The sequence below is a fragment of the Pseudomonas sp. FSL R10-0056 genome (genome assembly GCF_009600105.1).
GTDB lineage: Bacteria > Pseudomonadota > Gammaproteobacteria > Pseudomonadales > Pseudomonadaceae > Aquipseudomonas > Aquipseudomonas bubulae.
The window spans coordinates 57595-81000 of record NZ_WIWL01000078.1; the positions used below are offsets into that span (position 1 = coordinate 57595).

Consider the following 23406-nt stretch of genomic DNA (forward strand, 5'->3'; position numbering starts at 1 on the left):
ATCCGCAGGTCAGTCGGCAAGCTGTCAATCAGGTTCCTGAAGCCCCCTGGGGGCCACCGAAATTCGGGGCCGCCACAGGGCGCTGCAAAAGGAGGCTGATTAACGGCGCTTGGCCATCTCATTGATGAAGCGATCGAACAGCGGTGCAACGTCGTTCGGGCCAGGGCTTGCTTCAGGGTGACCCTGGAAGCTGAAAGCGCTTTTGTCGGTCAGCTCGATACCTTGCAGGGTGCCGTCGAACAGCGACTTGTGGATGGCGCGCACATTGGCTGGCAAGCTCGCTTCGTCTACCGCAAAACCGTGGTTCTGGCTGGTGATCATTACAACACCGGTGTCCAGATCCTGAACCGGGTGGTTTGCACCGTGATGGCCATGACCCATTTTCACGGTCTTGGCGCCGGAGGCCAGGGCCAGCAGCTGGTGACCCAGGCAGATACCGAAAACCGGAATCTCGGTGGTCAGCACTTGCTTGATTGCTGTGATCGCGTAGTCGCAAGGCTCAGGGTCACCCGGGCCGTTGGACAGGAACACGCCATCCGGGTTGAGTGCCAGAACGTCACTGGCCGGAGTCTGTGCCGGAACCACGGTCACGCGGCAGCCGCGCTCAACCAGCATGCGCAGGATGTTCCACTTTACGCCGTAGTCATAAGCGACCACGTGGTAAGGCAGCTCGCTGGCTTCGATGGTCGGGTGACTGTCGGTAGCCAGGTTCCAGACGCTGGAGCGCCACTCGTAGGCTTTTTCGGTGCTGACGACTTTCGCCAGATCCATGCCCTTCAGGCCCGGGAAGCCGCGGGCCGCTGCGATGGCAGCTTCTTCAGAAATGTTGTCGCCCGCCATGATGCAACCGTTCTGCGCGCCTTTCTCACGCAGGATGCGCGTCAGGCGGCGAGTGTCGATACCGGCGATAGCCACAACATTGTTGGTTTTCAGGTAGTCGGCCAGCGACATGGTGTTGCGCCAGTTGCTTGCAACCAGCGGCAGATCACGAATTACCAGACCTGCGGACCAGACACGATCAGACTCGGCGTCTTCCGGGGTAGTACCGGTGTTGCCAACATGCGGGTAAGTCAGGGTCACGATTTGCTGAGCGTAGGAAGGATCCGTCAGGATCTCCTGGTAGCCAGTCATTGCGGTGTTAAACACCACCTCACCAACGGTTTGACCGTCGGCCCCAATGGCTTCGCCGCGAAAAATGCTGCCATCAGCGAGGGCGAGTATGGCTTGCTTAGTCAAGAAGACCTCCCGTAAATAAAGCCTGAAAGGGCGATCGCAGGTTGTAAAAAAGCGGAGTGACGTATGGACACGTCACCCCGCTTCTTCATCGAATTATCTGCGCGCTTTTAGTGGACACACTAAAGCTGTAGCTTACAGAAAAAGGCTTTTTTGGTCTACCGCTAAAGAGTCTAAAAGACAGGGGAATGCGACAGAACATCGCTTAGCGGTTAAAAATCGGGCTACTGGCGCGCCAACAGCCCGATTTTACAGAGGTTACTCAGCGCAGGTCGAGCACATCCTGCATGTCATACAGGCCAGGCTCGCGACCTTGCAGCCAGAGAGCAGCACGAACAGCTCCCTTGGCAAAGGTCATGCGGCTGGATGCCTTGTGGGTAATTTCCAGGCGCTCGCCTTCAGTGGCGAACAAGACCGTGTGATCACCCACCACATCACCGCCGCGCACCGTGGCAAAACCGATGGTTTCGCGCTCACGGGCACCGGTATGGCCTTCACGACCATAGACCGCAACCTTTTGCAGGTCACGACCCAACGCATCGGCGATCACCTCACCCATGCGCATCGCGGTACCCGAAGGCGCGTCGACTTTGTGCCGATGATGAGCTTCGATGATTTCGATATCGGCATCCTCACCCATCACCCGCGCCGCCATATCCAGCAGCTTGAACGACAGGTTGACGCCGACACTGAAGTTGGAAGCAAAGACAATCGCAATATCCTGGCCAGCCTCGACCAGCAACTGCTTCTGCTCGGCATTCAGCCCCGTCGTACCAATGACCATGGCCTTGCCCAATTTGCGACACACCGCCAGGTTGGCGAGCATCACTTCAGGCAAGGTGAAGTCGATCAGCACGTCGAAATCAGCCGCGACCGCTTGCAGGCTTTCGGACAACGGCACGCCGATGCGCCCGATAGAAGCCAGCTCACCGGCATCAGCCCCCACCAGGGAGCTGCCAGGACGCACGATGGCCGCCGTCAGCCCGCACAGCGGCGAACGCTGCTGCACCGCATCGATCAAGGTCTTGCCCATGCGCCCGGCAGCGCCCATCACAGCTATACGTCGCATCTACCGCTCCTTACAGGTCGCCGAAAAAACGCTTTACGCCTTCGAACCAGCCAGTGGCGTTCGGCGAGTGACTGCTGTCACCTTCCAGCGTGGTGCGGAACTCTTCCATCAGCTCACGCTGACGGCGGCTCAGCTTGACCGGGGTTTCGATCACCACACGGCACATCAAGTCGCCAGCACCGCCACCCCGTACAGGGGCCACACCCTTGCCACGCAAACGGAACTGCTTGCCGCTTTGTGTGCCTTCCGGGATTTTCAGCTTGACCCGACCATCCAGTGTCGGCACTTCAATTTCAGCACCCAGCGCAGCGTCGGCAAAGTTGATTGGCACTTCACAGAACAGATGCTTGCCGTCGCGCTGGAAAATCGCGTGCTCGCGCACATCGATCACCACATACAGGTCACCCGTAGGCCCACCCTGCACGCCCGCCTCGCCTTCGCCCGACAGACGAATGCGGTCACCGGTATCAACACCAGCCGGCACTTTCACAGAAAGGGTTTTGTATTCTTCTACGCGGCCTTCACCACGACAGCTCTCGCACGGATCAGAAATCACCTTGCCTTGACCGTGGCAGCGCGGGCAAGTCTGCTGAACCGCGAAGAAACCCTGCTGCATGCGCACCTGACCAATACCGCCACAGGTGGTACAGGTCACAGGCGAAGAACCTTTCTTGGCGCCCGAACCGTCACATGGTTTGCAATTGACCAGTGTAGGAACGCGGATATTGACCGTAGTACCGCGTACGGCTTCTTCCAGATCCAGCTCCAGCGTGTAGCGCAAATCGCTACCGCGCTGAGCGCCACCCCGGGAGCCGCCACGACCACCGCCAAAGAAGTCGCTGAACACATCACCGAAAATATCGGAGAAGTTCTGACCGCCGAAACCTGCACCGCCGCCGCCCATTTGTGGATCAACACCGGCATGACCGTATTGATCGTAAGCAGCACGTTTGCTGGAGTCCGACAGAACCTCGTAAGCCTCGTTGGCCTCTTTGAACAATTCTTCCGAAGCCTTGTCATCCGGATTACGGTCCGGGTGATGCTTCATCGCCAGGCGACGATAAGCCTTTTTCAGCTCTATCTCGGTCGAGGTGCGTTCAACACCCAAAATTTCGTAATAGTCGCGCTTTGCCATAATTCTTTGCACTCTCAAGGACGTTCGACAAAACCCTCCCGAGCCTCGCCAAACCCGCCAAGCCCGAAAAGGATCAGACCCGACTCACGTCTTTTCAACGATATAGGTTTGTGTTTAACAGCCAATGCATTGGCCGCCAGGAGCGGTTACTTCAGGCCGGAAAACAGAAAAGATCCAGACCAAACCGCCAGCATTCGACTTTGTCGCATGCTGTAAAAATTTCGGTACTCCAGACACGCCAACGCGGGAGCAAGCTCCCGCGCGGCGACATCCTACCAGTCACCGCGCAAGCGCGGTCAACCGGGCGACAAACAAGCTGATTACTTGTTGTCTTTTACTTCTTCGAACTCAGCGTCGACAACGTCGTCCGCTTTTTCAGCCGAATCAGCTGGCTTGGCCGCTGCGTCTGCCGGGTTCGCCTGCTCGGCGTACATTTTCTGTGCAACCGGAGCCGATACCTTGGACAGCTCTTCAACCTTGGCTTCGATAGCCGCCTTGTCGTCGCCTTTAACAGCGGTTTCAAGTGCAACTACAGCAGCTTCGATTGCAGCTTTCTCTTCCTCGGTCACTTTATCGCCAGCATCGACGATCATTTTGCGAGTCGAGTGAACCAGTGCATCGCCCTGGTTACGTGCAGCTGCCAGCTCTTCGAACTTGCGGTCTTCCTCAGCGTTGATCTCGGCATCGCGAACCATCTGAGCGATTTCTTCCTCGGACAGACCCGAGTTAGCCTTGATCACGATCGACTGAGACTTGCCAGTCGCCTTGTCTTTTGCACTTACGTGCAGGATGCCGTTGGCATCGATGTCGAAGGTCACTTCGATCTGAGGCACGCCACGTGGAGCAGGTGGAATGTCAGCCAGGTCGAACTTGCCCAACGACTTGTTCTGTGCAGCTTGCTTACGCTCGCCTTGCAGCACGTGAATGGTCACAGCGCCCTGGTTATCGTCTGCAGTCGAGAACACTTGCGATTTCTTGGTAGGAATCGTGGTGTTTTTCTCGATCAGGGCAGTCATTACGCCACCCATGGTTTCGATACCCAGAGTCAGCGGGCTCACGTCCAGCAACAGAACGTCTTTAACATCACCGGCCAATACCGCGCCCTGGATAGCAGCACCCATTGCAACAGCTTCGTCCGGGTTCACGTCTTTACGTGCTTCCTTGCCGAAGAACTCGGTTACCAGCTTCTGTACCAGCGGCATACGAGTCTGGCCACCGACCAGGATCACGTCGTTGATTGCGCCAACGTCGATACCGGCGTCTTTCAGCGCGATGCGGCAAGGCTCGATGGTGCGTTGAACCAGGTCTTCAACCAGCGATTCCAGCTTGGCGCGCGAAATTTTCACGTTCAAGTGTTTAGGACCGGTGGCATCTGCAGTGATGTAAGGCAGATTCACGTCAGTCGACTGGCTCGAAGACAGTTCGATCTTGGCTTTTTCCGCAGCTTCTTTCAGACGCTGCATCGCCAGCGGGTCACCTTTGAGGTTCATGCCGCTTTCTTTCTTGAACTCGTCAACCAGGTAGTCGATCAGACGGATGTCAAAGTCTTCACCACCCAGGAACGTGTCACCGTTGGTTGCCAGCACTTCAAACTGGTGCTCGCCATCCACTTCGGCAATTTCAATGACCGACACGTCGAAAGTACCGCCACCCAGGTCATAAACGATGACAGTGTGGTCGCCTTTCGCTTTATCCATACCGTAAGCCAGAGCAGCTGCGGTTGGTTCGTTGATGATGCGTTTTACGTCCAGACCCGCGATACGGCCGGCGTCTTTGGTCGCCTGACGCTGGCTGTCGTTGAAGTAGGCCGGAACGGTGATTACCGCTTCAGTTACTGGCTCGCCGAGGTAGTCTTCGGCGGTTTTCTTCATTTTCTTCAGAATTTCAGCCGAGATTTGTGGCGGAGCCATTTTCTGGCCGTTCACTTCAACCCAGGCGTCGCCGTTGTCAGCCTTGGCGATCTTGTACGGAACCATCTGAATGTCTTTCTGTACAACTTCTTCGTCAAAACGACGACCGATCAGACGCTTCACCGCGTACAGGGTGTTATGCGGATTGGTCACTGCCTGACGCTTGGCCGACTGGCCAACCAGAATTTCGCCATCATTGGCGTACGCAACGATCGACGGCGTAGTACGCGCGCCTTCTGCGTTTTCGATAACTTTTGCTTTACCGTTTTCCAGAACCGACACACACGAGTTGGTGGTCCCGAGGTCAATACCGATAATTCTGCCCATGTTTACTCTCCCTAAATTTGAATTTTGTTGCCGCAGCAGTAATGACCAACTGCGGCACTGCTTAACGCTTGACTTCTAAATGGGGGCCTTGTGGCCGATTTCAAGCCTGCTCGTCAATCGATGGCGAAACCGGCGCTGGCGCCTTGCTGACTACGACCATAGCCGGGCGCAGCAAGCGACCATTGAGCTGATAACCTTTTTGAAACACCTTGAGCACACTGTTTGGCTCCAGGTCTGCGCTTTCCTGCATTGCCATCGCCTGGTGATGCTCGGCATTGAAGGGTTCGCCGTGCGGGTCGATGGCTTCCAGCTGATAGCGCTTCAGGGTGTCCTGGAACATTTTCAGGGTCAGCTCGATCCCTTCACGCATCGGACGGATATTTTCATCGTCCGGGCTGGACAGCTCAAGACCGCGCTCCAGGCTGTCGATCACCGGCAACAGGTCGCCAGCGAATTTTTCCAGTGCAAACTTGTGAGCCTTCTCAACGTCCTGCTCGGCGCGGCGGCGAACGTTCTGCAGATCGGCAGCTACGCGCAGAGCCTGATCGTTAGCGGCTGCCAGCTGCTCTTCAAGCACCTGCACGCGGGTTGCCAGATCTTCGCCAGCTACTTCGGCTTCCTGGTTCTGCGTATCCATAGTCTGTTCGTCTGCCATAGATTTCTCCTTTCAAACTTCGTCCGCGAGCTCGACTCGCGCTTGTGCCAAGGTATATGGGGTCGCAATTCTCAGGTTCAAGAGCCAAAAACCCATAAAAGGCATGTTTGGCGAACCATCCTCCCACTGCCGAAAAAACCAAACGAGCTAAGAACCCGAATAAAACAAGCAAATCGAACTAAACACAGCCATTGTCAGCACGAAACAAAACACTGTATAAATAACCAGACATTACGTTTTGGAGCAGCTCCCATGCTGGTGCACCTGTCCGTACACAACTACGCCATCGTTGAACATCTCGATCTGGAACTGGATCGCGGGATGAGTGTAATCACTGGCGAGACCGGTGCCGGCAAATCGATCATGCTCGATGCATTGGGCCTCACTCTTGGCGACCGCGCCGACAGCGGCGTCGTGCGCCCCGGGGCCGACAAGGCCGATATCCTGGCCACGTTCGACCTGCAGGATATCCCCGAAGCCCGTGCCTGGCTGGCCGAGCGCGACCTTGAAGGCGACGGCCCGTGCATCCTGCGCCGGGTCATCACCGCCGAAGGCCGCTCGCGCAGCTATATCAACGGCACGCCCTGCCCCCAGGGCGACCTCAAGGTCCTGGGCGAGCTGCTGATCGATATCCACAGCCAGCACGAACACCAGTCGCTGCTCAAGCCCGATACCCATCGTCGCCTGCTCGACGAGTTCGCCGGTGCCACCGACCTGGCCCGCCAGGTGCAACTGGCGGCACAACGCTGGCGCCAGACCAAACAAGAGCTTGAGCACCTGTCCAACTCCGGCGACGAACAGCGCGCGCGCCATCAGTTGCTCAGCTATCAGCTTGAAGAGCTGGAGACACTCTCGCTGGGAGAAAACGAACTGGAAGAGCTGGAGCAGGAACATAAAAACCTGACCAACGCCGAAACCCTGCTGACCATCTGCCGCCAGGTAGTCGAGCAATGCAGCGAAAGCGATTCCGGCAACGTGCTCAATGCATTGACGGCCAGCCTCAACCGGCTTTCGAGCATCAACAGCAACTCCGGCTCACTGGGCGAGGCCACCGACCTGCTGGCCAGCGCACAGATTCAGGTCGAAGAGGCCGTCGGCGAGCTCAACCGCTTTATTGACCACTTCGACGCCGACCCGGGCCGCCTGCAGTATCTCGAGGAGCGCCTCGACACCATTTATACCCTGGCACGCAAACATCGGGTTCAACCCACCGAAGTGGCCGCCTTGCAGCAAAAACTGCTGGATGAGCTCGAAACACTCAACGCCAATGATGAAAATATCGAGCGTCTGGCCAATGAGCTGACCTCCTATGCCCGCCACTATCAAGAGTGCGCCCGCGAACTCAGCAACCTGCGCAACCTGGCCGCGACACGCCTGAGCAGTGCCGTCGAAGAAGAGATCCAGCGCCTGGGCATGCCTGGCGGCCGCTTTGTGATCGAACTGCGCCCGCAAGCCAGCAGCGACCCGGCGCCCTTCGGCCTCGAACACGTTGAACTGCTGGTGAGCGCCAACCCCGGCCAACCGCTCAAAGCCCTGGCCAAAGTGGCCTCGGGCGGCGAACTGTCGCGTATCAGCCTGGCCATTCAGGTCATTACTGCACAAACGTCCCGCGTACCGACCCTGGTATTCGACGAAGTGGATGTGGGCATTGGCGGGCCGACCGCAGAGATCGTCGGGCAACTGCTGCGCCGCCTGGGCGAACGCGGCCAGGTGCTGACGGTCACTCACTTGCCGCAAGTGGCAGCGCAATGCCATCAACATCTGTTTGTCCATAAGGTTCGCGAGAGCGACACCACCCGCACGGCCGTGGCCAAACTGAGCAAAAAAGAGCGCGTAGAAGAAGTCGCCCGCATGCTTGGCGGTATCGACCTGACCAAGGAATCCCTGGCCCACGCCAAAAAGATGGTGATCACTGCAAAAAATCTTGCAGCTTAACGACGAACGGTCATGAAATAACCGATATCAGAAAGCACGAAGGCGGCCCTTGGGCCGCCTTCGATCGTTTCGCGAACCGTAATTCGCGTGACATGCTCTTACTTGGCCTTCTTGCGCACGTACAGCACCAAGTTGTGATCCACCAACTCAACACCGTGCTTGGCTGCAATGGCGTGCTGCAGTTTTTCGATGTCTTCGTCGAAAAACTCGATCACTTCACCGCTGTCCACGTTGACCATATGGTCGTGGTGGCCGCCGTCAGCATCAGCCAATTCAAAGACAGCATGACCGCCATCAAAATTATGGCGAATCACCAGCCCAGCTGACTCAAACTGGGTCAGAACACGGTAAACCGTGGCCAGACCTACGTCCTCGCCTGCTTGCATAAGTGCCTTGTAAACATCCTCGGCGCTCATGTGACGCTGCTCTGCAGAGTCAAGCATCTGTAGAATTTTGACTCGTGGCAGAGTCACCTTAAGTCCGGCCTTACGTAGTTCGCTATTTTCAACCATGGTTAGCTTTCTCGCGGAAGCCGCTTCGCAGCTTCTCTTAATACGGGTATGATCGGCGTTTACGTTGTCCCAGCCAAGATAGTGGAAGTCGCCCACCGATGCAAAACACCAAGCTCTTGCTAACCAGTTTCACCTTTGTGGGACTGCTCGCACTCGCCGGTTGTTCATTCCCCGGGGTTTACAAAATCGACATCCAACAGGGCAATGTCGTCACGCAGGACATGATAAACCAGTTACGCCCGGGAATGACCCGCCGGCAAGTGCGGTTTATCATGGGTAATGCCCTGCTGACCGATACATTCCACCCTGATCGCTGGGATTATCTGTATAGCCTGCAGCCCGGCGGCGGAGAACGCCAACAGGAACGCATCAGTGTGTTCTTCAACCAGAACGACCAGCTCGTGAGCCTGTCAGGTGACTTCAAGCCTGGCGTCAGCCGCGACGAAGCCATTCTCGGCAAAACCGGCGGCACAGACGTGACCGAACCGGCGACTCAAGCTCCAGCCGAGAAGAGCGAAGTTCCAGCCAAGCCTGGTTCATTGCTTGATCAAATCCAGAAGGACGTAGACGGTGTTGAAACCGTACCGGTTCCTACGCCAGAACCTCTGGATACCTCCGAGCAATAAGCGCCCGGTACAAAAAAGCCCGGCATGCCGGGCTTTTTGTTGCCTGCAAGAAAGCCGTCAGGGCTGGCTGAGGCGCTTGGCCTCGGCAGCCTTGGCAGCCTTGGCCGCACGCTGACGGCGAATTTCCTTGGGGTCGGCCAGCAGCGCCCGATACATCTCGATACGATCCCCTGCCTGCAGCACCCGGGTATCAGGATCAGCCACCTGCTTGCCGAAAATCCCCACCGGGCAATTGGCCAGGTCAACCTCGGGAAATTCGCGCCCCATGCCTGATGCCAATACCGCTGCCCGCAGCGTCGTGCCTTGCGGCACAACCACGGTCAGCAGGCACTGGCGATCGACCGCGGCATAAACCACCTCAACTTCAATCACCGGCTCAGCCATACAACTGCTTGGCGCGCTGGCAAAAAGCATCCACCAGCGTATTGGCCGCCTGATTGAACAAAGGCCCCAGAGTGGCCTTGACGATGGCCCCGGCGTAATCAAAGGTCATGTCCAGGCTGATTTTACACGCCTTGTCACCCAAAGGCTTGAACACCCACAGGCCGTGCAGCTTGGTAAAAGGACCTTCTTCCAGGTTCATCTCGATGGACTGCCCGGGCACCAGGGTATTGCGAGTGACAAAGTGCTGGCTCAGGCCACCCTTGGCCACCCCCAGGCTGGCGCGCATCAGCACTTCAGTGCTTTCCAGGATTTCGGCAGACGAGCACCACGGCAAAAACTGCGGGTAGCTCGCCACATCGTTTACCAGGTCATAAAGCGCCTGGGCTGGATAAGGCAACAAGGCAGAGCGTTGGATATGGGTAGTCATGTCAGCGTTACTTCCACAGCTGGGCGGCAAACACAATCAGAATGCCGAGTGGCGCCACATAGCGCATCAAAAAAAGAGTCAGGGCGAACATCACCGGGCTGCGCATCGACAATTCGTCACGAACCGCGCCGCGCCCCATGATCCAGCCTGCAAAGACCACAAAACACAGGCCGCCCAAGGGCAACATGATACGCGAGGTGAAGAAATCGACGACACCAAAGAAGTCCAGACCGCTGGCCGCGCCCCATTGATAGAGATGAAAACCGGAATCTTCGTTCACGAAAAACTTCGCCTGTTTCCAGATATTGAACGAAAACACCGTGCCCAGGCCAACAAACCAGCAACTGAAAGCCAGCCAGAAAGTGACCCACAAGCGCCGCACCCTGGTGCGCTCCACCAGGTACGCCACCATTGGCTCAAGCAACGAAATGGCCGAACTCCAGGCAGCGACTGCCACCAGCACAAAAAACACCACGCCCATCAACTGACCAAAGGCCACGTTACCGAAGGCAAACGGCAAGGTCACGAACATCAGGCCCGGGCCTTCGCCAGGGTTGAGCCCCGACGCAAATACAATTGGAAACAATGCCAGCCCGGCGAGCAATGAGACAAAAGTGTCGATCAGCGCCACTCCGACTACGGTGCCCGAGATCGATGCATTCTTGGGCATGTATGCGCCATAAATCATGATCGACCCCACACCCACGCTCAGGGAAAAGAACGCATGGCCCATCGCGGCCAGCAACCCGTCGAGTACGCGATCGGGGTTGAAGTCGAACATGAAATGTACGCCCTGCATAAAGTGCCCGGTGGTCATGCTGTAACCCAGCAGTATCAGCAGAAGCACAAACAGCAGCGGCATCATGATCCGCAAACTGCGCTCAAGCCCCGCCACCACCCCCTTGGCGATCACATACGCCGACAACAACATAAACCCGGTATGCCAAAAAGTGAGGCGCCAGGGATTGGAAATCACATCACCAAAGTACTGGCCGACCTGATCGGCCGTCGCCCCCTGAAAATCGCCCTTGCCCATATTGATGATGTAATCCAGCGACCAGCCGCCCACCACACTATAGAAAGACAAAATCAGCAGCGCCGTGATCATCCCGGCAAAAGCCCCCCACGACCAACGCCCCGAGTGCCCCGCCTCGACCGCCAACACCTTCAAGGCATTCGCCGGACTCAGCCGGGCACGCCGCCCGATCAGGGTTTCAGCCAGCATCACCGGCACACCGATCAGCGCGATACAGGCCAAAAACACCAACACAAACGCGCCGCCGCCATAGACGCCAACCATGTAAGGGAATTTCCAGATACTGCCCAAACCCACGGCAGAACCGGTCGCAGCGAAAATAAAGACCCAACGGCTTGCCCAACTGCCGTGGACAGAAACCTTGTCTGTCGACATCGTTACTACGCCCAACCACTAAAAAAAGAGGGCGCATTGTCCGGGAATCACCCTACGTGCTCAAGCACGCAGGTGCCCGTAGCCGACACGCTCGCAACTGCCTATAATGCTGCCCCTATGGCTAAACAGAAGAAACACCCAACAGGGACCATCGCGCAGAATAAAAAAGCGCGACACGATTACTTCATCGAACATCGGTTCGAGGCTGGTCTGGTCCTGGCCGGCTGGGAAGTAAAAAGTCTGCGTGCAGGCAAGGCACAGCTGGTCGACAGCTACGTGCTACTCAAGGATGGTGAAGCATGGTTGCTCGGCAGCCATATCGCACCTCTGACGACAGCCAGCACGCACGTTATTGCCGATCCAACGCGCAGCCGCAAACTGCTGCTTAACCAGCGCGAGCTGGAAAAGCTGTTTGCCTCGGTGCAGCAGAAGGGTTACGCCTGCGTCTGCCTCTCGCTTTACTGGAGCAAGCACTTGATCAAGTGCGAAATTGCCCTGGGTAAAGGCAAGAAGGAATACGACAAGCGTCATACCGAGCGTGAGCGCGATTCCGATCGCGAGCTGCAACGTGCGGTGCGCAACAAGGGCAAGGAAGACTAGTTCTTCAGCCCTTGCACTCGTGGGAGCAACTGTCTTGATGCTGCCTCAGCTCTTGTTGGAGCGGGCTTGCTCGCGATGGAATCGACTTGGTATACCTGATATACCGAGTTGCATGAATTGCGAGCAAGCCCGCTCCCACAGGGTTTGCATCAACAATTACAAGCCATTACGCCGCTCGGCCCGCGCCATGCGCTGAACTTCCTGACGCACTTCTTCCAGCACTTCCTGCACATACACCAGGTGTCGGCTCGCCACTTCCCGAGCATCTTCCGCCCTGCCCTCGATAATCGCCAGATACAACTCGCGATGCTGACTGATCAGCATGTCGCGCGTTTCACTGCGCTGCTTGTACATGCCACCAATATTGGTCACCACGTTGCGCTTGAGCAGGTCGAATAACCCGCGAATCGTATGCAGCAACACCGCGTTATGGCTCGCTTCGGCAATGGCCAAGTGGAAGTTGGCATCGGCCTCCCCCTCTTCTGCGCGACTGACTTCATCCACCCGTGCATAACAGTCCTGCAACCGTTCAAAAGCCAGCCGCAGCCGCTCACGGTCCATCTCGGTGGCACGCGATGCCGCGTAAAAAGCGCACGAAGCCTCAAGCGTGTGACGGAACTCAAGCAGATCGCGCTGCGCTTCAGGGTTGCTTTCCAACAGTTGCAACAAAGGATCACTAAAGGTCGAGCCCAGGGATGTTGCCACATAATTGCCGCCACCCTGGCGACTGACCAGCAGCCCCTTGGCCGACAATTTCTGGATCGCCTCCCGCAATGAAGGGCGCGACACCCCAAACTGCTCCGCCAGCGCACGTTCGGCAGGCAAGCGCTCACCTGACTTCAACGTGCCCTCGAGGATCATGCCCTCGAGCTGCTCGACAATATCGTCCGACAAACGGCGCTGCCGGATCTGATCAAACCCCATAACTGCTCTCCACCCTCCCGACCACGCGCCGGGGGCCGCTATTCTCGCCGATTGGCGCCACGCATACACCCATCAGAAACACCGCTAAAAACCCCATCAGATGCCCGGACAACGAACACCCCGACGAAAGTTTGTGAGGCGGCAAATTGACACATGCCTCATAAGGCTTTTAACCTAGCCAACAGTGATTGTAAATTGGTAATACCAATATACCAAACACAGTCTGCAGCATCGACCAATAACAATTAGGGGCCACCCCATATGCAAACCTGGCAACAGCTCTACAGCCCGCTCGGCAGCCTCGGCCTGTCCGCTCTCGCGGCCGTCGTCCCGATCGTATTCTTCTTCCTCGCCTTGGCCGTGTTCCGTCTCAAAGGTCACGTCGCCGGCAGCATCACCCTTGCCCTGTCGATTCTGGTGGCCATCTTTGCCTTCCAGATGCCTGTCGATATGGCCTTCGCAGCAGCGGGCTACGGATTTGCCTATGGCCTGTGGCCAATTGCCTGGATCATCGTTGCCGCGGTGTTCCTCTACAAACTGACCGTCAAAAGCGGCCAGTTCGAAATCATCCGCAGCTCCGTGCTGTCGATCACCGACGACCAGCGCCTGCAAGTACTGCTGATTGGCTTCTGCTTTGGTGCTTTCCTTGAGGGTGCAGCCGGTTTCGGTGCGCCGGTAGCGATTACAGCAGCACTGCTTGTAGGCCTGGGTTTTAACCCGCTGTACGCCGCTGGCCTGTGCCTGATCGCCAACACGGCCCCGGTCGCCTTTGGCGCCCTGGGTATCCCGATCATCGTGGCGGGCCAGGTCACCGGTATCGACGCGTTCAAGATCGGCGCCATGGCCGGTCGCCAGTTGCCACTGCTGTCGCTGTTCGTGCCATTCTGGCTGGTATTCATGATGGACGGCCTGCGCGGCGTGCGTGAAACCTGGCCCGCAGCCCTGGTGGCCGGTTTGAGCTTCGCCATCACCCAGTACTACACCTCCAACTACATTGGCCCGGAACTGCCGGACATCACCTCGGCCTTGGCCAGCCTGGTCAGCCTGACCCTGTTTCTGAAAGTCTGGCAGCCAAAACGTACCGCAGGTGCACGAATTGCTGGCGTTAGCTCTGACGTAATTGTTACCGCGAGCGCAGGTGGTTTCGGTAAACCGACCAATCTGATGGCTTCGCCTTACAGCCTGATGCAGATTCTGAAAGCCTGGTCACCGTTCCTGATCCTTACCGTGCTGGTCACCATCTGGACCCTCAAACCGTTCAAGGCGATGTTCTCTGCCGGTGGCTCGATGTACGGCTGGGTGTTCAACTTCGCGATCCCGCACCTTGATCAACTGGTGATCAAGACCGCCCCTATCGTCAACGCGCCGACCGCGATTGCCGCCGTGTTCAAACTTGATCCGATTTCGGCCACCGGCACGGCGATTTTCTTCTCGGCACTGATCTCGATGCTGATCCTGAAGATCGACATCAAGACTGGTCTGACCACTTTAAAAGAAACCTTCTACGAACTGCGCTGGCCGATTCTTTCCATCGGTATGGTGCTGGCCTTTGCCTTTGTCACCAACTACTCGGGCATGTCCTCGACCATGGCCCTGGTACTGGCAGGTACTGGCGCCGCGTTCCCGTTCTTCTCGCCGTTCCTCGGTTGGCTGGGCGTGTTCCTGACCGGTTCCGACACCTCGTCCAACGCCCTGTTCAGCTCGTTGCAGGCCACCACCGCGCACCAGATCGGCGTGAGCGACACCCTGATGGTGGCTGCCAATACCAGTGGCGGCGTGACCGGCAAGATGATTTCCCCGCAATCGATCGCTGTCGCCTGTGCGGCGACCGGCCTGGTGGGCAAAGAATCGGACCTGTTCCGCTTCACCCTCAAGCACAGTCTGTTTTTCGCCACCATCGTCGGCCTGATCACCCTGGCCCAGGCCTACTGGTTCACCGGCATGCTGGTTCACTGATAAGCGCTATGGTTACTGCACGTTAATGTCGCCGGGGCACAGCCCCGGCGTCAGTAATTCACGACCCGGTCCACCTCGGTGGACACATAACCGGGACCACCCGGAGACGCCTGATGAGCGAGCTTTTTTACAACGCCGTGCCGAATGCGACCCGTGTCGCCCCGCCCTTGCCTGTACCCCGCCAATACCCCGCGCAAAAACCGCGCAAGGTCTACCTGTTCGGCACCTGCGTGGTCGATCTGTTCTTCCCCGAAGCCGGGATGGACGCCATCCACCTGATCGAGCGCGAAGGTATCGACGTCGATTATCCCCAAGGCCAGAGCTGCTGTGGTCAACCGGCCTACACCTCGGGTTACACCGAGCAGGCCCGGGAAGTGGCCCGTGCGCAACTGGCCCTGTTCGCCGAAGACTACCCGGTCGTCGTGCCTTCCGGCTCCTGCGCCGGCATGCTGCGCGAACACTATGAAGACCTGTTCAAGGACGAGCCCGACACCCTGAAAAAGGTTCACGCCCTGGCTGAACGCACCTTTGAACTCACCGAATTTTTGCTGTTTGTGTGCAAGGTCCGCTTCAAGGACCACGGCGCCCCGGTCAAGGTCGCACTGCACACCTCCTGCTCGGCCCGCCGCGAAATGAACACCCACCTGCACGGCCGCGAAATGCTCGCGCAATTGGGCAATGTGGAGCGCATCGACCACAGCCACGAAAGTGAATGCTGCGGTTTTGGCGGGACCTTCAGCGTACGCATGCCGGATATTTCCGGCGCCATGGTCGCTGACAAAACCCGCTCCCTGATTGATACCGGCGCCCATCAAGTGCTCACCGCCGATTGCGGCTGCCTGATGAACATCAACGGCTCGCTGGAAAAACAGAAGGAATCACTGCGCGGCCAGCATCTGGCCAGTTTCCTGTGGCAGCGCACCGGAGGTGGACAATGAGCGCCAGCACCCTGATCCCTACCGTCGCGGTCGAAGAAGACTTCCGCGAGCGCGCCCACGAAGCCCTGGGCGACAAGCAACTGCGCAACAACTTCCGCAGTGCGATGGATTCTCTGATGACCAAGCGCGCTGTTGCCTTCAGCGACGCCCATGAGCGCGAGCACTTGCGCGCTCTGGGCAACGCCATCCGCGCCCGCGCCCTGTCCAAGTTGCCTGACCTGCTGGAACGACTGGAAGCCAACCTGACCCGTAATGGCGTGCAGGTTCATTGGGCTGAAACCGTCGACGAAGCCAATCAAATCGTCATGTCCATCGCCCGCCGGCGCGCCGCCAAACAGGTGATCAAAGGCAAGTCGATGGTCAGCGAAGAGATGGAGATGAACCACGTACTCGGCGCCCAGGGCATTGAATGCCTTGAGTCCGACATGGGCGAATATATTGTTCAACTCGACAACGAAAAACCCTCCCACATCATCATGCCCGCGATCCATAAGAACGCCGGGCAAGTGGCCGACCTGTTTCACGAAAAACTCGGCGTGGAATACACCAAGGACGTGGATCAACTGATCCAGATCGGCCGCCGCGTACTGCGCCAGAAATTCTTTGAAGCCGATATCGGCGTGTCTGGCGTCAACTTTGCCGTTGCTGAAACCGGCACCCTGCTGCTGGTGGAAAACGAAGGCAACGGGCGTATGTCGACCACGGTGCCGCCTGTGCATATTGCCGTTACCGGCATCGAGAAAGTGGTCGAGAACCTGCGCGACGTTGTACCGCTGGTGTCCCTGCTGACCCGCTCGGCCCTTGGCCAGCCCATCACCACCTACGTCAATATGATTTCCGGCCCACGCAAACCCGGCGAGCTGGACGGCCCTGAAGAAGTGCACCTGGTGCTGCTCGATAACGGTCGCAGCCAGGCGTTTGCCGACAGCGAATTGCGCCAGACACTCAACTGCATTCGCTGCGGTGCCTGCATGAACCACTGCCCGGTTTACACCCGCATTGGCGGTCATGCCTACGGTGAGGTGTATCCCGGCCCGATTGGCGCAATCATCACGCCACATATGGTGGGCTTGAACAAAGTCCCGGATCACCCGAGCGCCTCGTCGCTGTGCGGTGCCTGTGGCGAAGTGTGCCCGGTAAAAATCCCGATCCCGGCCCTGCTGCGGCGCCTGCGTGAAGAAAACGTCAAAGCCCCCGATACCGTACCGCGCATCATGCGTGGTCAGGGCAGCAAGTATTCGCGTAAAGAGCGCCTGATCTGGAATATGTGGGCCAAGCTCAACAGCTCACCCGCGCTTTACCGCACCTTCCTGAAAGCCGCTACCCGTCTGCGCGCCCTGACGCCGAGCAAGGTAGGCCCGTGGACGCAAAACCACAGCGCGCCCAAACCCGCCGCCCGTTCGCTGCACGATATGGCCCGCGAGCATCTGGCGAAAAAGTCGGGAGAAACACGATGAGCGCCAAGCAAAACATCCTCAATAAACTGCGTAAAAGCCTGACGGGCACCACACCGGTGCCTGACAATTTTGACGAAGTGCTGGTCACAGAGCCCTGGACCTACACCCCGGAGCAACGTATCCCGCAACTGCGCAAGCTGATGGAAGCGGTCCACACTGAAATCCACCTCAGTACCGAGCAAGGCTGGCCTGCATTGCTCGCGCAATTGGTCACCGACCGTCAGTTGCCAAGCCTGCTGATCGCACCGACTACAGCGCACGGGCAAAAGGTCAGCGAACACTGGGCACAAAACCCCGGGTTGCCAGCACTTAAAGCCTACGACCGGCCGGTAGAAGCGTGGAAAGCCGAACTGTTCAACGATACACCGGCCAGCTTCACCACCACCCTGGGTGCGATTGCCGCCACCGGTAGCCTGATCATGTGGCCAACCCCGGAAGAACCACGGCTGATGAGCCTGGTGCCGCCGGTGCATTTTGCCCTGCTTAAGGCCAGCGAAATCCGTGACAACTTTTATCAGGTGCAGCGTGAAATGAACTGGACCGCCGGCATGCCGACCAATGCGCTATTGGTGTCCGGACCGTCGAAAACCGCTGATATCGAGCAAGTGCTGGCCTACGGCGCCCACGGTCCCAAAGACCTGATCGTGCTGATTCTGGAGGATGCATGAGCCTGCCCGCCGCCTTTGTGCGTGATGCCGAGCGACTGATCCCCCAGGACCGCCGTTTTACCGATGCGCTGTCGACCCTGGCGTTCGGCACCGATGCGAGCTTTTACCGACTGATCCCCAAGCTGGTGATTCGCGTCGAGTCCGAAGACGAAGTGGTGGAGCTGCTGCGCCTGGCCCGTCGCGATCAGGTATCGGTGACCTTTCGCGCAGCGGGCACCAGCCTCTCTGGCCAGGCCATCAGCGACTCGGTGCTGATCGTGCTCGGCGACAACTGGAACGGCAAGGAAATCCGCGGCCAGGGCAGGCAAATCCGCCTGCAACCGGGAGTGATCGGCGCCCAGGCCAACGCCTGGCTGGCCCCGTTCGGACGCAAGATCGGCCCAGACCCGGCATCGATCAACGCCTGCAAAATTGGCGGCATCGTCGCCAATAATGCCAGCGGCATGTGTTGCGGCACCGCGCAAAACACCTACCACACCCTGGCGGGCCTGCGCGTAGTGCTGGCCGACGGTACCCGGGTCGACACCGAAGATGCCGCCAACATCGCCGCCTTTCGCCAAAGCCACGGGCCATTGCTCGAGCAGTTGGGGACGTTGGCTCGCGAAACCCGCGCCAACGCTGAACTGGCTGCAAAAATCCGCCACAAATACCGTCTGAAAAACACCACAGGCCTGTCCCTTAATGCCCTGGTGGATTTCGACGACCCGCTGGATATCCTCAGCCACCTGCTGGTGGGCAGCGAAGGTACCCTGGGCTTTATCAGCGCGGTGACCTACGACACCGTGATCGACCACCCGAACAAGGCTTCGGCGCTGATCGTGTTCCCGGATGTCGAGACCTGCTGCAACGCCGTCACCGTGCTTAAAAGCCAGCCCGTGTCTGCCGTGGAACTGCTCGACCGTCGCAGCCTGCGTTCGGTGCAGGACAAACCCGGCATGCCGGCTTTCGTACAACAATTGTCGGCCAATGCCTGCGCGCTATTGATCGAGTCCCGCGCAGCATCCCAGACCTTGCTGCACGAACAACTGGCGCAAATCATGGCCTCGCTGGTCGATTTCCCGGTTGAAAAACAGGTCGACTTCACCGAAGACCCTAAAGAAAACGCCAAGCTGTGGGCGATCCGCAAAGACACCTTCCCGGCCGTCGGGGCGGTGCGCAAAACCGGCACCACGGTGATCATCGAAGACGTGACCTTCCCCGTTGAACAACTGGCCATCGGCGTCAACCGCCTGATCGAGCTGTTCGACAAGCACCACTACGACGAAGCGATCCTGTTTGGCCATGCGCTGGAGGGCAACCTGCACTTCGTCTTTACCCAGGGTTTCAACAAGCCCGAGGAAGTGGCGCGCTACCAGGCCTTTATGGATGACGTGGCGCAACTGGTGGCCGTGGAGTTTGGCGGTTCGCTCAAGGCCGAACACGGCACCGGGCGCAATATGGCGCCCTTTGTCGAGCTGGAATGGGGCAGCGACGCCTACCAGTTGATGTGGACGCTCAAGCGTTTGCTCGACCCGCAGGGCATTCTCAACCCCGACGTGGTGCTTAGCGAAGACCCGCATATCCACCTCAAGCACCTCAAGCCAATGCCGGCGGCGGACGAGATTGTGGATAAGTGCATCGAGTGCGGTTTTTGCGAACCGGTGTGCCCGTCCAAGGGACTGACCCTTAGTCCACGCCAGCGGATTGTGATCTGGCGCGATATCCAGGCCAGGAAGCGCGCTGGCATCGACACCACTGAGCTGGAAAAAGCCTACGCCTATCAAGGCATTGATACCTGCGCAGCCACCGGTTTATGCGCGCAACGCTGCCCGGTGGGCATCAATACCGGCGAACTGGTGAAAAAACTCCGGGCACGCAGCGCTGACAGTGTGAAAACGGCTGACTGGCTGGCCAGTCACTTCACCACAGCACTGCAGGGGGCACGTTTTACCCTGCACGTGGCCAATGGTGCGCGCATGCTGCTGGGGGCGCCGCGACTGGCAAAACTCTCATCGACCCTGAGCAAGGCCAGCAAAGGCCGCGTGCCCTTGTGGACCAACGCCATGCCCCAGCCGGAGCGGGCGATTCGTTTTACCCCGCCGGTCAAGGATGCCCGCCCGCGGGTGGTGTACCTGGCGGCTTGCGTGTCGCGGGTCATGGGCCCGGCGGCAGGAGACAAAGAACAAATGTCGTTGCTGGACAAAACCCGCGGCCTGCTGGAAAAAGCCGGTTACCAGGTGGTGTTCCCCGACAATATGGACAGCCTGTGCTGCGGCCAGCCGTTTGCGTCGAAAGGTTACAACGAACAAGCCGAACACAAGCGCCAGGAACTGATCGGCGCACTGCTGCATGCCAGCCGTGGCGGGCTTGACCCGATCTACTGCGACACCAGCCCCTGTACCCTGCGCCTGGTGCAGGACCTGGGGGAAAGTCGCCTCGACCTGTACGACCCGGTCCGCTTTATCCGCACCCACCTTGTGGACAAGTTGACCTTTACCCCGCAAACCGCACCGATTGCCGTGCATGTCACCTGCAGCACCCAGCACCTGGGCGAAAGCCAGGCCCTGATCGATATTGCGCGGCTGTGCAGCACCGACGTGGTGATCCCCCAGGGTATCCATTGCTGCGGCTTTGCCGGTGACAAAGGCTTTACCACCCCGGAGCTGAACGCCCACTCACTGCGCACTTTGAAAGACGCGGTGCAATATTGCAGCGAAGGGATCTCCACCAGCCGAACCTGTGAGATTGGCTTGAGCCAGCATGGCGGGATCGACTATCACGGCCTGGTGTACCTGGTAGACCGCGTCACCAGCGCCCAGGCCTGAAAATGTGGGAGCGGGCTTGCTCGCGACAGGATCGCTGCGGTGTGACCCATGCACCGCGTCGATGCCATCGCGAGCAAGCCCGCTCCCACCAAATCAAATATTCGCTCTACTTTCGGGCACAAAAAAAACCAGAAATTAATGGCCTGACCCAGGCAGAACTCCCGAGCGTGGCTATAGTCAATTGGCTTAAGGCCCCAATGTTTGGGGCATAAAACCGAGCCTGGAAACACCGGGCCTACCCTGTGCACAAGGAGTTTTCCCCATGAAGCGTACCGCTCTTGCTGGTCTGTTTATATCCGCAGTGATGTTGGCCTCCCCGGTGTTTGCGGCAGACGACCTTTGCCAGATCAACCTGCAAAAGATCAACGACGCCGTAGCCAGCTCTGGCGAAATCAGCTCCGACTTACAAGACAACATCGACAGCACCGTTGCCCAAGCCAAGGAAGAACAATCCAAAGGCACCAAAGAAGGCACTCAGGCCTGCGTTTCACTGACCACCCAGGTGCTCCAGGACATTGCCAACAACAACAAAGGTGGTGAGTAACCCCTTTGGGTTGGCCTTCTGCGTCAGAAAGGCGTAGACTCCGCTAGCTTGCTGGTTATACACAGCAGGCATCGGGGCCGTTTAGGATTCGACGCCGGTTGCGAAACTCTAGGTGCATGCCGAGTTGGTAACAGAACTCGTAAATCCACTGTTGCAACTACTTATAGTTGCCAATGACGAAACCTACGAGGGTCAAGCTCTCGCAGCGTAAGCTGCCTTAGCCATCCTCCTGGTACCTTCGGGTCCAGCAATCACTAGGGGATGCCTGTAAACCTGAAGTGATTGTCATATAGAACAGGATCGCCGTGCAGTACGTTGTGGACGAATCGGCTAAAACTTACACAACTCGCCCAAAGCACCCTGCCCTTCGGGTCGCTGAGGGTTAACTTAATAGAAACGGCTAAGCATGTAGTACCGACAGCGGAGTACTGGCGGACGGGGGTTCAAATCCCCCCGGCTCCACCACTTCAACAAAAAAAGACGTCCTCGGACGTCTTTTTTTGTGCCTGGGATTCAGTGACATATAGCTCTTAAGAACGCCCCGAAATTCATAACGCCACCTAGGTCGCAAGCGGCCGCAAAAATCAGCTACAGGCTATGCATTTCGTCGGTTAAAGCCTTTCAATCATAGTCCTTCGCTTGTTAATGCCCTAGGTGCGTGTGATAACTTGTTCAAGTCAATGTTTTCCACCCTTGTGGGTACTTTTGCCATGATCAGCGGCCACCCGCATTCAAAAGACCTTAGCTTTGCGCAAATGATGAGCCTTAAAAACAGCTCGCGTGACCGTCAAGTTGATGCTGTCTATGCAGCCGATCCTCAGGCGCTTGAAATGGCTGCTGCCCGTGCCAAAGCCGTGCTTCGCGGTAGCTCTGGCCCAATCGCCCGCCCGCAACGATTTTCTGCGCTAAGCAACTGATGACAGATGCGGTGAACGAAGATGCTCCGTTCGCCCTCCTTGAACGTTCAGCGCTCTTCGCTTTCCTGCTCGATCTAATTCAGCGCGTTTACCGCCCCTCAATTCAATCTGCTGTCACCGACTACGGTCTTGTAATCGTTGGCGGTCAATCCCTTGCGCTCTGGGCCCGGCAATATCTCATCGATGAAATGACGGGTGAAGAAGTCGCATTCGTTACCAGTGACGACCTGGATTTCATCGGCAACTCCCAGTCAGTCAACTACTGCCAACGCATGATGGGCGTCCCGTTTCGCAGGGCAAAGATGGCAGACAATACGATCAATATTGCGGCCGCTTATATTGACTGGGTTGATGGGAAAGAGGTCATCGTCGATATCCTGGAAATGGACAGCGTCGGTGGCGCGCCCAAAAAAGATATTTTCAAGTATTTATCCATTCTGGACATTGAAGGGGTGCAAGTCGCCGTTATCGACCCCATCACGTGTCTGAAGTCTCGTTTGTTCAATCTGTTTGCTTACTGGCAGGCTCGACCACATCGGGAGTCAGTGCGAGTGAAGATTGCGCTGCGCGCCTCGAACCACTACCTGCGCGATCTGCTGGTACATGACGGATACCGGGCCATAGCGGAACATATTTGTCGGATTAAGACTCTTGCACTGACCCCGCTGGGCAAACGTGTTTACGTCGAACATGGAATCGACGTGCTGGATGCAATCCCCTATGACCCGGCTTTATATCCAGTTGCCTATTCGCGTCAGGAACGACCGAGCATGCTCCGACAAATTGCTGATGTACGCCGACGCAAGCTGCTTCAGTACCAACGATTCGCGTGTGGCCCAGTTCATCCTGATCATCTTCAGCCCGCAGCCATGAGCGATATAAGATAAAAGAACCGGGACAACTCGAAACACTTGATCTTTTAAGGCCTCGACTTACATTGCCTACAAGCCCAACCTCCAAAACCTGATCTTCCC

21 protein-coding genes and 1 other RNA gene are annotated in these 23406 nt (G+C 57.7%); 12 read left to right on the plus strand and 10 right to left on the minus strand.

From position 1 onward, the window contains the following. Window positions 1-99: 99 nt before the first annotated feature. The 5 genes from carA to grpE form a co-directional block, all read right to left on the minus strand. Window positions 100-1236: a glutamine-hydrolyzing carbamoyl-phosphate synthase small subunit gene (gene carA, locus GHO42_RS04095; RefSeq protein ID WP_016783446.1), complete on the minus strand. Its 1137-nt coding sequence runs from the start codon at window positions 1234-1236 to the stop codon at window positions 100-102. Window positions 1237-1495: 259 nt separating this feature from the next. After that, on the minus strand, window positions 1496-2302 hold the full coding sequence (gene dapB, locus GHO42_RS04100) for a 4-hydroxy-tetrahydrodipicolinate reductase (protein ID WP_095002548.1): 807 nt from the start codon (window positions 2300-2302) through the stop codon (window positions 1496-1498). A gap of 10 nt (window positions 2303-2312) precedes the next feature. Then, entirely contained in the window at window positions 2313-3437 is a 1125-nt protein-coding gene (dnaJ, locus tag GHO42_RS04105) for a molecular chaperone DnaJ (protein ID WP_095002547.1), read from the minus strand. 320 nt (window positions 3438-3757) lie between these two features. Then, window positions 3758-5674 carry a molecular chaperone DnaK gene (dnaK, locus tag GHO42_RS04110; RefSeq protein WP_095002546.1) on the minus strand — a complete coding sequence of 639 codons (1917 nt, stop codon included), beginning with the start codon at window positions 5672-5674 and terminating at the stop codon, window positions 3758-3760. A gap of 100 nt (window positions 5675-5774) precedes the next feature. Continuing rightward, entirely contained in the window at window positions 5775-6329 is a 555-nt protein-coding gene (gene grpE, locus GHO42_RS04115; RefSeq protein WP_095002545.1) for a nucleotide exchange factor GrpE, read from the minus strand. A gap of 252 nt (window positions 6330-6581) precedes the next feature. On the opposite strand from grpE, the gene recN reads away from it, so the two are divergent. Continuing rightward, complete coding sequence (gene recN / locus GHO42_RS04120; RefSeq protein WP_095002544.1) at window positions 6582-8264, plus strand: DNA repair protein RecN; 1683 nt, start codon at window positions 6582-6584, stop codon at window positions 8262-8264. A 98-nt stretch (window positions 8265-8362) separates the two neighbouring features. Here recN and fur read toward each other — a convergent pair whose 3' ends face one another. Continuing rightward, window positions 8363-8776: a ferric iron uptake transcriptional regulator gene (gene fur / locus GHO42_RS04125; protein ID WP_029611724.1), complete on the minus strand. Its 414-nt coding sequence runs from the start codon at window positions 8774-8776 to the stop codon at window positions 8363-8365. Window positions 8777-8874: 98 nt separating this feature from the next. Between fur and GHO42_RS04130 the strand changes: the two genes are divergently transcribed. Further along, a complete protein-coding gene (locus tag GHO42_RS04130) occupies window positions 8875-9402 on the plus strand; it encodes an outer membrane protein assembly factor BamE (RefSeq protein ID WP_153327297.1) in 528 nt (175 codons plus the stop codon). A gap of 57 nt (window positions 9403-9459) precedes the next feature. On the opposite strand, the gene GHO42_RS04135 is transcribed toward GHO42_RS04130, so the two are convergent. From GHO42_RS04135 to GHO42_RS04145, 3 genes are read right to left on the minus strand one after another with little or no spacing between them, the layout of a single operon-like run. After that, a complete protein-coding gene (locus GHO42_RS04135) occupies window positions 9460-9786 on the minus strand; it encodes an RnfH family protein (protein WP_153327299.1) in 327 nt (108 codons plus the stop codon). Beyond that, window positions 9779-10213, minus strand: coding sequence for a type II toxin-antitoxin system RatA family toxin (locus GHO42_RS04140; protein WP_095002542.1), 435 nt, complete (start codon window positions 10211-10213; stop codon window positions 9779-9781). The genes GHO42_RS04135 and GHO42_RS04140 overlap by 8 nt, the downstream gene beginning before the upstream one ends. Before the next feature lie 7 nt (window positions 10214-10220). Beyond that, the gene (locus tag GHO42_RS04145) at window positions 10221-11624 is read right to left on the minus strand and encodes a sodium-dependent transporter (RefSeq protein ID WP_153327301.1); all 1404 of its coding nucleotides are present in this window, start codon (window positions 11622-11624) and stop codon (window positions 10221-10223) included. 117 nt (window positions 11625-11741) lie between these two features. On the opposite strand from GHO42_RS04145, the gene smpB reads away from it, so the two are divergent. Next, window positions 11742-12224 (plus strand): SsrA-binding protein SmpB, encoded by a 483-nt coding sequence (gene smpB, locus GHO42_RS04150; RefSeq protein ID WP_048383611.1) that lies wholly within the window; start codon window positions 11742-11744, stop codon window positions 12222-12224. Window positions 12225-12380: 156 nt separating this feature from the next. Here the strand turns inward: smpB and GHO42_RS04155 are convergent, their stop codons facing one another. Further along, window positions 12381-13148, minus strand: a complete 768-nt coding sequence (locus GHO42_RS04155) for a GntR family transcriptional regulator (protein WP_016783458.1) — start codon at window positions 13146-13148, stop codon at window positions 12381-12383. A gap of 261 nt (window positions 13149-13409) precedes the next feature. Between GHO42_RS04155 and GHO42_RS04160 the strand changes: the two genes are divergently transcribed. The 9 genes from GHO42_RS04160 (at window position 13410) to GHO42_RS04200 (ending at window position 23319) form a co-directional block, all read left to right on the plus strand. Then, window positions 13410-15104, plus strand: a complete 1695-nt coding sequence (locus GHO42_RS04160; protein ID WP_095002540.1) for a lactate permease LctP family transporter — start codon at window positions 13410-13412, stop codon at window positions 15102-15104. 113 nt (window positions 15105-15217) lie between these two features. Beyond that, on the plus strand, window positions 15218-16042 hold the full coding sequence (locus GHO42_RS04165) for a (Fe-S)-binding protein (RefSeq protein ID WP_095020678.1): 825 nt from the start codon (window positions 15218-15220) through the stop codon (window positions 16040-16042). After that, a complete protein-coding gene (locus tag GHO42_RS04170; RefSeq protein WP_095002538.1) occupies window positions 16039-17499 on the plus strand; it encodes a LutB/LldF family L-lactate oxidation iron-sulfur protein in 1461 nt (486 codons plus the stop codon). The genes GHO42_RS04165 and GHO42_RS04170 overlap by 4 nt, the downstream gene beginning before the upstream one ends. After that, the gene (locus tag GHO42_RS04175) at window positions 17496-18167 is read left to right on the plus strand and encodes an LUD domain-containing protein (protein WP_095020676.1); all 672 of its coding nucleotides are present in this window, start codon (window positions 17496-17498) and stop codon (window positions 18165-18167) included. The genes GHO42_RS04170 and GHO42_RS04175 overlap by 4 nt, the downstream gene beginning before the upstream one ends. Continuing rightward, a complete protein-coding gene (locus GHO42_RS04180; RefSeq protein WP_153384122.1) occupies window positions 18164-20971 on the plus strand; it encodes an FAD-binding and (Fe-S)-binding domain-containing protein in 2808 nt (935 codons plus the stop codon). The genes GHO42_RS04175 and GHO42_RS04180 overlap by 4 nt, the downstream gene beginning before the upstream one ends. Before the next feature lie 262 nt (window positions 20972-21233). Further along, window positions 21234-21515 (plus strand): hypothetical protein, encoded by a 282-nt coding sequence (locus GHO42_RS04185; RefSeq protein ID WP_095002535.1) that lies wholly within the window; start codon window positions 21234-21236, stop codon window positions 21513-21515. 73 nt (window positions 21516-21588) lie between these two features. Then, window positions 21589-21980, plus strand: a transfer-messenger RNA (tmRNA) gene (gene ssrA / locus GHO42_RS04190). A 245-nt stretch (window positions 21981-22225) separates the two neighbouring features. Continuing rightward, the gene (locus GHO42_RS04195) at window positions 22226-22432 is read left to right on the plus strand and encodes a hypothetical protein (protein ID WP_153327305.1); all 207 of its coding nucleotides are present in this window, start codon (window positions 22226-22228) and stop codon (window positions 22430-22432) included. 11 nt (window positions 22433-22443) lie between these two features. Continuing rightward, window positions 22444-23319 carry a hypothetical protein gene (locus tag GHO42_RS04200; protein ID WP_371928114.1) on the plus strand — a complete coding sequence of 292 codons (876 nt, stop codon included), beginning with the start codon at window positions 22444-22446 and terminating at the stop codon, window positions 23317-23319. Window positions 23320-23406: the final 87 nt, after the last annotated feature.